Raw genomic sequence first — 13422 nt, 5'->3', positions numbered from 1 at the left:
TTTAATTTTGTACATATGAATGACGCTCTCCACCCGAATAATCTTAAAGAAGGCGAGGATTTTTATCTGAGTCCCGAAGGATTTCGTGTTTTTACCGAACGCTATCACCTGAAGCGTGGGTATTGTTGCAAATCGGGTTGCCGCCATTGCCCCTATGGTTTTGATAAAAGCACGGGCGACATTCGACAAAACAAACAAACCAACAAACCAAGACATTAAATTAATGACCTTTCACGAACAAATACTCGGGGGAATCCCAAAGGTTTTACCCCAACCGAAACCGTATGATCCCGCTATCAATCATGCGCCCAAACGCAAAGAAATATTAAACGACGAAGAGAAAAAATTGGCGCTACAAAATGCCTTGCGCTATTTTGAACCGCAGCACCATGCCGAACTCATTCCAGAATTCAAGCAAGAATTGGAAACCTACGGCCGTATTTATATGTACCGCCTTCGCCCTGATTACCGCATGTATGCCCGACCCATTTCGGAATACCCCGGCAAAAGCGAGCAAGCTAAAGCCATCATGCTCATGATTCAAAACAACTTGGATTATGCCGTGGCGCAACACCCGCACGAATTAATTACCTACGGAGGGAATGGTGCCGTGTTTCAAAACTGGGCCCAATACCGCCTTACCATGAAATATTTGGCCGAAATGACCGACGAACAAACGCTCGTCATGTATTCGGGCCACCCGATGGGACTCTTCCCCTCGCACAAAGACGCCCCGCGCGTAGTGGTGACCAACGGCATGATGATCTCGAACTACTCCAAACCCGATGATTGGGAAAAATTCAATGCCCTGGGTGTCACCCAATACGGGCAAATGACTGCGGGTAGTTATATGTACATCGGACCCCAAGGTATCGTGCATGGCACCACCATCACTGTACTCAACGGCTTCCGAAAAATCAAAAAGAGTCCGAGCGGCAACCTTTTTGTCACCTCAGGTCTTGGCGGCATGAGTGGTGCGCAACCCAAAGCGGGTACCATTGCCGGTTGTATCACGGTTTGTGCCGAAGTCAACCCCAAAATCACCCGCATCCGTCACGAACAAGGATGGATTCATGAGATTGTTGAAAATATTGACGCACTCGTAACCCGCGTGCGCAAAGCCCAAGAAAACAAAGAAGTGGTATCCATCGCTTACTTGGGGAATATTGTGGATGTCTGGGAATGTTTTGATGCCGAAAACCTGCATATCGACTTGGGCTCTGACCAAACCTCGCTGCACAATCCGTGGGCGGGTGGCTATTATCCGATGGGGTACAGTTTTGAGGAATCCAACGATTTGATGGCCAACCATCCTGAAAAGTTCCGCGAGGAAGTCCAAAAAACACTGCGTCGTCATGCCGCAGCCATTAACAAACACACTGCCAAAGGCACCTATTTCTTTGATTACGGCAATGCGTTCTTACTGGAAGCGTCCCGTGCTGGAGCCGATGTGATGAACGACCATCCTACTTTGGGGCGCGAGTTTAAATTCCCCAGCTATGTCCAAGACATCATGGGACCCATGTGTTTTGATTATGGGTTCGGACCTTTCCGTTGGGTGTGTGCCTCAGGTGATCCCGAAGATTTGAAGAAAACCGATGCGATTGCCTGTGCGGTATTAGAAAAAATCATGGAAACCGCGCCAGAGGAAATTCGCCAACAAATGGCCGACAACATCCAATGGATCAAAGGCGCCCAAGAAAATAAATTAGTGGTAGGTTCGCAAGCCCGCATTCTGTATGCCGATGCCGAAGGCCGCATGAAAATCGCCGAAGCCTTTAACCAAGCGATTGCCCGTAGCGAAATCGGTTACGTAATTTTAGGCCGCGATCACCACGATGTTTCGGGAACGGATTCCCCCTATCGCGAAACCTCCAACATCTATGACGGTTCACGTTTTACCTCGGATATGGCGATTCACAACGTGATTGGCGATAGTTTCCGTGGGGCAACTTGGGTGTCGATTCACAACGGTGGTGGTGTTGGTTGGGGCGAAGTGATGAACGGTGGCTTTGGTATGGTTCTTGATGGTTCTGCCGATAGCGATAGACGCCTGAAATCCATGCTTTTCTGGGACGTGAACAACGGAATTTCCCGCCGCAGTTGGGCCCGCAATGAAGGCGCTATTTTTGCCATCAAACGAGCCATGGAAGTGGAACCTTTGTTGAAAGTAACCCTTCCCCATTTGGTAGACGAAACCTTGTTGTAGCCGATTTCCACTCCGAAAGAAGCTGCACTCTAAATACCAATTGTTATGAAAAAACTATTTTTACTCACCGCAGTTTTGGCGTTATGCTTAACGTCCTGTAGTACGATTCGTGTGAATGCTGACTATGACAAAGATGTCACATTTAGTCAGTATAAGACCTATGCCTATCAAAAAGCGGCCATTGACAAAGCGGCCATTTCGGACTTGGACAAGCGGCGCATTTTACGATCGATTGACGAAGTGATGGCTACTAAAGGCTTTACCAAAAGTGAGGCGCCCGACTTAATTGTTTCCATTTTCACCCAAGAAAAAGAGCAAGTCGATGTCATCCAATCGCCCATGTGGGGTTGGGGCTGGGGCTGGGGCTGGGGTTGGAGTCCTTGGGCTTGGGGTGGCTTCAATTCAGTGTACCAATATGTGGAAGGTAAACTGACCATTGATTTCCGCGATGCCAAAACGAAAGAACTGATTTGGCAAGGCGTGGGCGAAGGCGAACTCACCCAACGTACGGAGAAAAAAGATGCGAACATCAAGGAGTTTGTAACCAAGATTCTCGAATATTATCCTCCTCAATTGAAAGAATAAAGTATACAACTGTATAATTCGAACCGGAACAAAGGTGCCTTTGCTCCGGTTTTTTTTTGTACTTTTAAGAACCAATACCTAGCCATGATTAAACGACTTCAATCGACGTTTACCCTACTCCTCTGTTTCATCACCTTTTTGGGGTGTACTTCAAAAAAAGAAACCCCACTCGAAGCCGGTGTTATCATCACTTTTGACGATGCGTATGTGAACGAATGGTACCGCGCCAACAAAGTCTTGAAAAAATACGATTGGAAAGCGACCTTCAATGTTTGCCGTATCGACTCCATTGGTGAACCTCAACAGCGCATGCTGCATCAACTCCAAAACGAAGGGCACGAGATCGCTGGACATGGGTACCACCATTACAATGCCGTAAAGTTTGTCGACCAAAACGGGATGAACGCATACCTCCAACAGGAAATCGACCCCATGATAGCCGCCATGAAACGCCGTAAATTCAACGTAACCACCTTCACCTACCCCTATGGCGAACGCTGCGATGCGTTAGACTCAACACTTACCAAACGGTTTAAAATTATTCGTGGTCGCGCCTTTTGTAGTGAACAACCCGAGAAGGAAGGCTGCTATTTTCGGGGAACCAAGTTTATGTATGCCTTTGATATCGACAAGAGCCACAAGCACTTCAGTTACCATTACTTGCTCGAACTCCTCGACTACGCCAAGAAAAACAACAAAATCCTCGTGCTGTGTGCACACAATGTGGTCGACAACGTAACGGGCGACTACCAAACCCAACTCGGAACCTTGGAATTTGTGTGTAAGTATATGAAAATAAATAACATGAATTTTTATACGTTGCGGGATATGGAGGGGTTTGTGAAGTAGTTTCAGGTTTCAGATTGGTTCACGGGAGAAATCACATTTCATGATATATATGATTCAAAATATCAACCTTTCTTTAACTAAAATGATGATAAACAGTAAATAACTTCTTTGATTAAATACGCATTCTGTTTTTTAAAATCGTAAGTATTTAAACTTTCAATTACAATCGTGAAAATTATACCAATTAGTTTTAACAATTACAAACCTTTTTTTCATAATACACCATCCTCTGTTTAGAAAGTAACTATATAACTGTTAAGACCTTCATTTTCAATCCTTATTTTGTTAAATTTGAAATCGAAGTTACACTAGCAACGATTAAAACTTCGAGTTTTTGTTAAAAAACATGCATTTCATCGATTTTTATGGTTATTACGTCGACTATAAGAAGTATATTCCTACATTTACAACATAAAATTTTTGATTATGAAAAAAATAGTACTATTATTTGTTTGTTTAGTGTCATCTGCGACCTATGTTAGTGCACAAATGTATGTGTCTAATAATAGCTATGTTTTCAACAAAGGTGCTTTGTTGTTTGCACGTGGAAATTTGGAGCTTAATGGGGCCAATAGTTTTTTATACTTACGGAATGAGGCGCAATTTCTTCAGGGAACTAATGGTTCTTCGGCCAACAGAGGTTTGGGTCGACTGTCGGTCTTTCAAGAAGGAACGAGTAATGCCTTTGCTTACAATTATTGGTGTGCGCCTGTAGGTAATGCTTCTGCTGGTTCGGGTAATGAAAATTTTGGCGTAAGTATGTTAGGTACTCCAATTTCATTAACAACCACTACCCCAGCTACCTTATCTTCTGCAACATACAACGGGGTATCTTCTGTTGGTTCTCTAACCATTGCAACCTATTGGATTTGGCGTTTTTTGTCGTCAACAAACTATTCGCAATGGGTACAATCTGCAGCTTCAACCAATATTGCTCCTGGAGAAGGATTTACTATGAAAGGGGTCTCAGGAGCCGATACGACAAATCCCGGTGAAGCGGTAGCTAATAATCCTGGAAATCGGCAACGCTATGATTTTCGTGGTAAACCTAATGATGGAACTATTCTTATTAATGTTGGAAATGGAGCCTCAACACTCACAGGAAACCCCTATCCTTCATCGATTGACTTAAACTTGTTCCTCACCGATCCTGCTAATTCAGCAATTGATGGTACTGCTTTGTTTTGGGAACACGACAAAACCGTCAATTCGCACAACATAGTAGATTATCGTGGCGGTTATGGTGTATATAACGGCACCACAAGTGTATACACTCCTGCTACTTTTTATACCTATGATTTGGGAGGTAGCCAAGGCTCTGTTTTCAGTTCTCCAAACAATGTCTACCAACGTCGATTTTCTCCAGTTGGGCAAGGTTTTATGTTGCGGGGCGTTGCGAATGGTACGGTTAGTATGCGCAATGTACATCGTGTGTTTGTTAAAGAAGGTGCTGCCAATTTCTCCCAGTTTGAACGACTCAGTAATGAAACAAATACTGCGGGCATTACTAGTTTTGGTCATATTCCCAATGTGGCGGGGATTGACTATACACAGTTAAGTGCCGAACCTACTCCTCACTTTACCGTGAATACCTCTTTAGGCGGAAATGCTGTTCGACAAGTAGCTTTATGCTTTTTACCCAATGCCATTGACGGTGTCGATCGCGCCGATTCAAAATCACCCGATGCTACGACTAACTTGCCCATGGACATGTATCTCGTTCTGGATAATGAGCCTTATGTTCATGCGACCACGTCATTTGATATCAGCAAACGAATCAATGTAGGATTCAAATGCAATGCTTCCACCACCTTCACCATGATGGTCAAAGATATCGTGAACTTTGACATGGCAGAAGATATTTTCCTATACGATGCCGAAACAGGATTGTATCATGATATCAAAAATCAACCGTATGCATTTACCTTGCAACCCGGGGTGATCAACAACCGTTATCAAATCACGTTTACGGATCAAGCACTTTCCAGTGGCGAGTTTAATGGAGGTCGATTGGATATACTACAAAACAATCAGGAACAGCTTTTAGTAATCAGTAATCCAACACAATACGAGCTTTCAGAAGTGAGCCTTTATGATATGCTTGGAAAAAATGTATTTACCAAAAAAGGCTTGGGTAGTCAAAATCAATATGAGTTTGCTACAGGTTCCCTTGCAGAAGGAATTTACATCGCCCGCATAAAAACAATAGAAGGGCATTCGCTCAGTAAAAAAGTCATTATCGAGCGTGTTCGCTAAAACTAAAGGGGCCTTAAGGCTCCTTTTTTTATGTACTTTTGTCTTATGCAAGCGATTTCGCAAAAACTCGAGTTACATGACACCATTTCCGTGACCCTCCGTCGGGAAGACCTCCTCTTTCCAGAGATTTCAGGAAATAAGTGGCGAAAACTCAAATACAATATCCAACACATTCTCCAAGAGGGTTATGAAGGGGTGCTAACATTTGGTGGCGCTCATTCCAATCATATCGCTGCCACCGCCTATGCGGCCAAAGCGTTCGGATTTAAAGCGATAGGTGTAATCCGAGGGGATGAACTTCAACAAACCACTCCGTTGAGTCCTACACTCCAATCGGCACAGCAATGGGGCATGACTTTAAAATTTTTATCGCGAGCGTCTTTTCGTGATTTAAAATCTGATGTAACGTATTGGAGCGATCGTTTTCCCAATTATTTTATTTTGCCCGAAGGAGGAACCAGCGCTTTAGCGGTTCAGGGATGCGCCGAAATACTCATGCCCGAAGACCAATCATTCACGCATGTTGTGTGTGCTGTTGGGACAGGAGGAACGCTAGCTGGATTGAGTGAAGGGGCTTTTGCACATCAAAAAATTTTAGGATTTCCTGCATTAATTGGGGATTTTTTAAGAGAAGATATTCGTAATTTTGCAAAAAATGAAAATTGGGAGTTGATTCAAGGCTATACTTTTGGAGGTTATGCCAAAACAAGTCCCGAGTTAATTCGTTTTATTAATCAATTTTATCAAAAACATCAGGTGCCGTTGGATCCGGTTTACACGGGTAAAATGATGTATGGTTTGGTTGATTTATTGGCAAACGATTTTTTTTCAAAATCAGCAAACATACTGGTCATTCACACAGGAGGGTTACAAGGTATTCCCGCTATGAATGAAAGGCTTAAACAAAAAAATCAAATTACGCTTCAAATTCATGTATAAATTCATCTGTATTTTTGTCGTGTTATTGGTCTTTACGGCCTGTGGCTCCTCGCGTCCTGTCGTTCGAACGACCAAACCCACTGCACAATCCACAAAAACTGATCCGCGCAAAGCGAAGCGCCCCGTAGCGGCTACGACACCCGCAACCCCTTCATCCACAAAACCGGTTCCAACCGCTCCAACACCTGTGGCTACCCCGCAAACAGATCAATCAAAAACCGAAGTATTGGAAGCTACTACTGCCGTAAAAGTTACTACTGCGATGGTGCTCGAATACATTGAAAAGTACAAGGATATCGCCAAAAAAGAAATGGTCGATTACGGTATTCCTGCAAGCATTACTTTGGGCCAAGGGATATTAGAATCGGGGGCAGGAACGGGACCGCTAAGCGTTCAAGCCAATAACCATTTTGGAATAAAATGCCACAAGGAATGGAAAGGCCCCAGTGTAAGTTATGACGATGATGCAGTAGGCGAATGCTTCCGCAAATACAGCGATCCTTATGAATCGTTTAAAGATCATTCGATTTTTCTCGTGACACGTGAACGCTATGCCAATTTATTTCGCTTGGATATTGCCGACTACAAAGGCTGGTCCAAAGGACTCAAAGCCGCAGGCTATGCTACCGATCCAGCCTATCCTGCCAAACTAATCGGATTGATTGAACGCTATCAATTGCAGCGTTATGATATCGAAGTACTCGGAACAGGTTCAATAACAAATACGATCAGCTCAAGCGCAACACTCCCAATTAAAAGTGATTACACGACTGAAAAACAGCATATTGTGGTGAAAGGCGATACGTTGTATTCCATTTCCAAGAAATATAGTATTCCGGTTGAAGTGTTACAATCAAAAAACAATCTAAAAGATACCGCATTAGCTATCGGTCAAATTTTACGCATAGAATAAAAATGATATACCAAAGAAGTAGTGCGCTGTTTGCAGCCGCTGAAAAAGTAATTCCAGGAGGAGTAAATTCCCCAGTACGCGCTTTCAAAGGAGTAGGAGGCACTCCGATTTTTGTTAAATCCGCCAAAGGTGCTTATTTGTATGATGAAGACGGCCATCGTTTGATCGATTATATCAATTCGTGGGGGCCGATGATATTGGGACATGCTTATGAACCTGTGATCACTGCCATTAAAGAACGCGCTGAAAAAGGAACCTCTTTTGGAATGCCGACCGAATTGGAAACTCAAATAGCGTCCTTAGCCATTGCTATGGTGCCCAATATTGATAAAATTCGTTTTGTAAATTCAGGAACAGAAGCCTGTATGAGTGCCATTCGTTTAGCGCGTGGGTTTACAAAACGCGATAAGATTATCAAATTTGCAGGCTGTTATCATGGTCATTCGGATTCATTTTTAATTCAAGCCGGTAGTGGTGCGAGTACATTTGGGACACCCAACAGCCCAGGTGTAACGCAAGGAACTGCCAAAGATACCTTGTTGGCGCCTTACAACAACTTAGCCGCGGTTGCCGATTTGTTTGCCGCCAATCCGCAACAAATTGCCGCCATTATTGTGGAACCCGTTGCTGGAAATATGGGGTGTGTACCTCCTTTACCAGGATTTTTAGAAGGACTCCGTGAATTATGTTCACAGCAGGGTGCACTGTTGATTTTTGATGAAGTCATGACGGGCTTCCGACTTGCAGCTGGGGGTGTACAAGAGCGCTTATCCATTACCGCCGATATTGTTTGTTTTGGTAAAGTGATCGGTGGTGGACTTCCTGTGGGGGCTTTTGCAGCCAGAGAAGAGATTATGAACTACCTAGCTCCAGTTGGTCCAGTGTATCAAGCAGGAACCTTAAGCGGTAATCCGTTAGCCATGGCTGCTGGTCTGGCGATGTTGACCGCTTTACACGATGATAAAGATGTTTTTAATCGAATCGATCAAAAAACAGCCTATTTGCATGAGGGAATGGCAACCGTTTTACAAAAAACAGGACTGCCACACACGATTAATCGATTAGGGTCGATGATTTCAGTTCATTTTGACGAAACTCCAGTAATCGATTTTGAAACCGCAAAAAAAGGAGATAACGATCGGTTTAAAGCGTTTTTCCATGGGATGTTGCAGGAGGGTATCTACATTGCTCCGTCTGCCTTTGAAACATGGTTTATTGCCGATGCGCTCACCTATGAAGATTTAGATAAAACCGTGGAAGCTGTCGCCAAAGTAACCACAGTATTGAAATAAAAAAAGCTCCGAAAGGAGCTTTACTTTTTTACTTTATTTTCTTGCCGATGAGTCGGTTTAAAAGTTCGGGATTGGCTTCCAATTGCGCCATTTGTTGGGGAGATAATGTGCCTCGAATTTTTGCTTCAATCACACGGCTCATTTCCAACTTTCGTTCAGCGGAAAGATTTTTATTGTCTAACACTTCATACTTCATTTCAAATAGTCTGAAAAAATCTTCTTGTTGATTTTCAGGTAAATTTACCACCAGGGCCAACGCAACCATATCGTTTTTTGCTTTAGCTTGTAACGATAATTCCTTGTCTTGAGCCGACATGCTTAACATGGCTATCATACAAAAAGCAAAAGAGAGAAGTAATTTATTCATAACTATTAAATCTTAATTGATAATCAAAGGTAAACTATTTAGCTATAAATCCAAAAAAAATTAATAATATGAAAGTTATAGTTTCGACGGCTCAAAAAAACCTTATGTTTTTTATTTTTTTTCATTGCACTAAGCCGTAAAAATAAGTGCGAATTATTTCCTTTTTTTTTGTTTTACTTTCGCTATTGCGATAACAAAATAATAGCCTATTTTTTTAGCCATCACGCAGGAAGTAGGCAAATAAATTGTACTTTTGTAGTGTGAAAATTGGTGTAATCGTAATCGTATTTGTTTTTCTGTTTCGCCCCGTAATGCCGGTGGTAGAATACGTATTGAATTACGATTACATTCGTACGGTTTTGTGTGAAAATAAAGCCAAACCCAAGTTGTCTTGTAACGGTAAATGTCATTTGATGAAGCAATTGGCTGAAGCCTCAGAGCAAGAAGATACCAATCAAAAAAACAACAAAAGCCAAGTCAAAGCGGAATGGGAATTTCCATTTATGCAAGCAAATGTTCACGAAAGTAGCGCTACTTTTGTTCAATGGGCTGATCAAAATTCAATCTTTTCGTATTCTAATTTATACCAATTTTCCTCGGTAATTGGCGTTTTTCATCCACCAACGGTTTAATTTACTTTTCTCGATTCTTACAGCCTTGTGCTGCACATTTTGATGAGTTTTACCTAAAATTCATCACTTAATTATTTTTTTTAAACGTAAATTAAAACATGAAAAATTTTTTAAAAAAAGCAGCCTTATGTATGGTTGCCCTTACTGCTTTGTCCCTAACTTCTTGTTCCAATGATGACGATGCCAACAACAACATCACGGGTGAAGGGACCTTAAAATTAGAGTTCGATAATATCTATAAAGCGGACAACTTGGCAATGAACACGCCTTATACCAATACAAATGGGGAGATAGTAAAGGTATCAAAAATGAAATACATCGTAAGTAACATCAAACTTACTAAAGATGATGGCACCGTGTTTACGTATCCCAAAAGTCAGAGTTATTTTATTGTAGATGAATTAACACCAGCGTCATTGATTCTTGATTTGCCTAATATTCCAGCAGGGAATTACACCAAAGTTACTTTCGGCATTGGAGTGGATCAGGAGCAGTTCAATCTTGGTGCAGCTGGACAAGGCGATTTCTTAACGCAAGCGCAAAATGCCGGCATGATGTGGTCATGGAGTGCAGGGTATAAATTTGTTAATTTTGAAGGTACCTTTACTTCCTCAACCGTAACAACAGATACTAATTTTAAAGTGCATACGGGACAAACAGGTACAGATTACAACTACACCACGGTGACTTTAAACTTACCATCCAATGCTTTGGTTCGCACCAACATTACCCCACAAGTGCATATCATGGCGGATGTTTCACATTTAATTGATGGAACCAACAAAATTTCGATGACAGCAGCCAAAGGGACTGGCGCAGCTGCTAACATTATGGGGGGACCAAGTTTAGCGCTTGTTACAGCCAATATCGCCAATATGTTTACGGTAGATCATGTTCATAATGACTAAATAAATCCTAAAGGCGTTCGACTTTCGGGCGCCTTTTTTATCTTCTTTATACCATGAGAAAAGTGATCATAGGGGTATTAGCCCTTGGACTTCTTTCGGCCTGTTCTTCTGATGAAGACGCGCAATACATTGATGTTCCTTTGGAAACCTCAAAACCCAGTAATTTTCCAGATGCAGTCTATAATTATGGAAATAATCCTCCAACACAGGCAGGGTTTGAGTTAGGAAAAAAACTGTTTTATGAGGGGCGTTTGTCCTCTGATGGTCTGGTTTCTTGCGGATTTTGCCATATTCAAGCCGATGCATTTACCCATCACGGACACAGTGTGAGTCACGGAGTAGATAATTTGGTAGGAACCCGTAACACGCCCCCCATTCAAAACATGGCCTTTCAATCGGTTTACATGTGGGATGGCGCGACGAATCATTTGGATTTACTTTCCGTCATTCCCTTTACAAGTCCCATTGAAATGAATGGTAATTTTGAAACAGCTCTCAATATGATGCGTCAAGACAATACGTATCGAACCCTTTTCAAAAGAGCCTTTCCCGATGGATTAATTAACGCCGAGAATATGTTAAAAGCTCTCGGACAATTTATGGCAATGATGGTTTCCTCTAATTCGCGTTTTGATCATTACCGACGTGGCGAAAGTGGTGGCCAATTAACCACCATTGAGTTGGAAGGGTATGCAATTTTTAATCAAAAATGTGCAAGCTGTCACGCAACGGACTTGTTTACGGACAATTCTTTTCGAAATAATGGCCTTCCTATCAATCCTCAAATCAATGATGTTGGCCGTTACCGTGTTACCGAATTAGAACAAGACCGCTATAAGTTTAAAGTACCTAGTTTGCGCAATATCGAATTCACAGCACCATACATGCATGATGGACGGTTTTTTACCCTTGAAGCGGTATTGGATCACTACAGTTCGGGCGTGGCGCAAACCCCCAACTTGGATCCGTTGTTGGTTAATGGAACGACCCTTGGAATTCCGCTTACGGCTTCAGAAAAATCCAAACTCATTGCGTTCCTAAAAACTCTAACCGATCATCAGTATTTAAATGATCCCCGATTTGCTGAATTTTAAGATGAAAAATATTCTATTTATACTGATTTCAACGTTTGTTATGGCTTCGCCAAAAGATACGTTGCCTTCACCGAATTGGATTTACAGCTTTAGATTACCCAATGCTGTACTTGAAGATTGTGATTCCTGTGGCTGTTCAGCAAGTGGAGGAAGTATGGGATTTGCCTCGTTGCTGAATTCCAATTTTATTGGAGTGCGGTATTTTTACCAACATTATAAAACCAATGATGGATTGTACTCAAATTCACCTTGGTATGATGAATATTATCAAACGACACAATTGTGGACACGTATTCCCTTAACGTCAAAAATTCAAATTTCTGCCATTGTGCCCTATCATTTTCATCAACGTCAAACGGTAAATGGCACAGAACCTATTTCTGGATTGGGCGATGTAACGGTTATGGGTTTGTATCAGGTGTATCAAAGTGTAAAAAAAGATACGACGGCTTTCTCCCATACCTGGCATTTGGGAGGGGGAGTGAAAGCCCCAACGGGAACTTATGATATCCGCAACAACGGCAGTATTAATCCAGGCTATCAATTGGGAACAGGGAGCTGGGATGGTTTGATTTTGACCGAATACACTCTTCGTAAAAACGCTTTTGGGCTAAATCTAATGGCCAATTATACTGTAAAATCAGAAAATGATAAAGGATACCGGTTTGGCAACCAATTGAATTATGGTGGAACGATTTTTTATTTGTGGGAACGAAACCAAAATACCTTTTCACCGCAATTGGGCCTCAATGGAGAGGTGTATGAATTTAATTTCCAACACGGACAAAAGGTGCAAGAAACAGCAGGCTCCATCCTTTTTTCAAAAATTGGTTTTGAATGGGGGATAGGAAAATGGTCGTTGGGAAGTAATTTGTTGGTGCCTTTGCGACAAAATTTAATTGCGGGCAATGTAGAGGCTAAATTTCGCTTCGCCTTTAACGTAAATTATGCTTTATAAAAAAAAGAGGTCTCGTGACCTCTTTTTTTATCCTTTATAGAATATCAATTTCTGATATAATTCTGTGTTGGCTTTCAGCGCTTGACGTTGCTCGTCGTTTAATCCTGAAAGTAATTTAGAGCCATAGCGCTCATAGACGGCTTTTTTGGTCGATTCATCTGGAGCGCTTTGCACTTGTTCTGCGCGCATAATGAATAGTTGGGTAAAACTCGTCTTTAAGTTGTCGTCTAATTTAACCACTTTTGATAAAGCCTCCATTTCGGTAGCGGCTACTTCTTTAGGTTGTAAGGCAACCGTGTTTTGTTTGTCTTGAGCCATGCTCAACTGAACTGCCAAGAAAGCGAATAATGCAAAGACAATTTTTTTCATAATGATAGAATTTAAAAAGCGAATATAACAATATATTTCGTACTATCCATA

Annotated in this window: 14 protein-coding genes; 12 read left to right on the top strand and 2 right to left on the bottom strand. The window is 42.0% G+C overall.

Going from position 1 to position 13422, the window contains the following annotated elements:
• Positions 1–15: 15 nt before the first annotated feature.
• The 8 genes from ABWO12_RS02150 to hemL all read left to right on the top strand — a co-directional run bounded on the left by ABWO12_RS02150 (position 16) and on the right by hemL (position 9043).
• Positions 16–219: a C1orf53 family protein gene (locus tag ABWO12_RS02150; protein WP_297518134.1), complete on the top strand. Its 204-nt coding sequence runs from the start codon at positions 16–18 to the stop codon at positions 217–219.
• Between the two features lie 4 nt (positions 220–223).
• Positions 224–2209 (top strand): urocanate hydratase, encoded by a 1986-nt coding sequence (hutU, locus tag ABWO12_RS02145; RefSeq protein WP_353086816.1) that lies wholly within the window; start codon positions 224–226, stop codon positions 2207–2209.
• 45 nt (positions 2210–2254) lie between these two features.
• Positions 2255–2794: a DUF4136 domain-containing protein gene (locus ABWO12_RS02140; RefSeq protein WP_353086814.1), complete on the top strand. Its 540-nt coding sequence runs from the start codon at positions 2255–2257 to the stop codon at positions 2792–2794.
• A gap of 84 nt (positions 2795–2878) precedes the next feature.
• Positions 2879–3643 (top strand): polysaccharide deacetylase family protein, encoded by a 765-nt coding sequence (locus ABWO12_RS02135; protein WP_353086812.1) that lies wholly within the window; start codon positions 2879–2881, stop codon positions 3641–3643.
• Positions 3644–4069: 426 nt separating this feature from the next.
• Positions 4070–5899 carry a DUF8693 domain-containing protein gene (locus ABWO12_RS02130; protein ID WP_353086811.1) on the top strand — a complete coding sequence of 610 codons (1830 nt, stop codon included), beginning with the start codon at positions 4070–4072 and terminating at the stop codon, positions 5897–5899.
• A 45-nt stretch (positions 5900–5944) separates the two neighbouring features.
• Positions 5945–6838, top strand: a complete 894-nt coding sequence (locus ABWO12_RS02125) for a 1-aminocyclopropane-1-carboxylate deaminase/D-cysteine desulfhydrase (protein ID WP_353086809.1) — start codon at positions 5945–5947, stop codon at positions 6836–6838.
• The gene (locus tag ABWO12_RS02120) at positions 6831–7751 is read left to right on the top strand and encodes a glucosaminidase domain-containing protein (RefSeq protein ID WP_353086807.1); all 921 of its coding nucleotides are present in this window, start codon (positions 6831–6833) and stop codon (positions 7749–7751) included. The genes ABWO12_RS02125 and ABWO12_RS02120 overlap by 8 nt, the downstream gene beginning before the upstream one ends.
• A 2-nt stretch (positions 7752–7753) precedes the next feature.
• Positions 7754–9043, top strand: a complete 1290-nt coding sequence (hemL, locus tag ABWO12_RS02115) for a glutamate-1-semialdehyde 2,1-aminomutase (protein ID WP_353086805.1) — start codon at positions 7754–7756, stop codon at positions 9041–9043.
• Positions 9044–9071: 28 nt separating this feature from the next.
• Here the strand turns inward: hemL and ABWO12_RS02110 are convergent, their stop codons facing one another.
• Complete coding sequence (locus ABWO12_RS02110) at positions 9072–9410, bottom strand: hypothetical protein (RefSeq protein ID WP_353086803.1); 339 nt, start codon at positions 9408–9410, stop codon at positions 9072–9074.
• Between the two features lie 260 nt (positions 9411–9670).
• Between ABWO12_RS02110 and ABWO12_RS02105 the strand changes: the two genes are divergently transcribed.
• From ABWO12_RS02105 to ABWO12_RS02090, 4 genes are all read left to right on the top strand, one after another.
• On the top strand, positions 9671–10042 hold the full coding sequence (locus tag ABWO12_RS02105) for a hypothetical protein (RefSeq protein WP_353086802.1): 372 nt from the start codon (positions 9671–9673) through the stop codon (positions 10040–10042).
• A 98-nt stretch (positions 10043–10140) separates the two neighbouring features.
• Positions 10141–10950 (top strand): MbnP family protein, encoded by an 810-nt coding sequence (locus ABWO12_RS02100; RefSeq protein WP_353086800.1) that lies wholly within the window; start codon positions 10141–10143, stop codon positions 10948–10950.
• A 53-nt stretch (positions 10951–11003) separates the two neighbouring features.
• Complete coding sequence (locus ABWO12_RS02095; RefSeq protein ID WP_353086798.1) at positions 11004–12044, top strand: cytochrome-c peroxidase; 1041 nt, start codon at positions 11004–11006, stop codon at positions 12042–12044.
• Positions 12045–12084: 40 nt separating this feature from the next.
• Complete coding sequence (locus ABWO12_RS02090) at positions 12085–13002, top strand: transporter (protein ID WP_353086796.1); 918 nt, start codon at positions 12085–12087, stop codon at positions 13000–13002.
• Positions 13003–13029: 27 nt separating this feature from the next.
• Here ABWO12_RS02090 and ABWO12_RS02085 read toward each other — a convergent pair whose 3' ends face one another.
• On the bottom strand, positions 13030–13371 hold the full coding sequence (locus ABWO12_RS02085; protein WP_353086794.1) for a hypothetical protein: 342 nt from the start codon (positions 13369–13371) through the stop codon (positions 13030–13032).
• Positions 13372–13422 lie beyond the last annotated feature (51 nt).

It is taken from the genome of Flavobacterium sp. (assembly GCF_040379285.1).
In the GTDB taxonomy this organism is placed as follows: Bacteria; Bacteroidota; Bacteroidia; order Flavobacteriales; family Flavobacteriaceae; genus Flavobacterium.
This window is presented reverse-complemented; position numbering and strand designations above follow the sequence as displayed.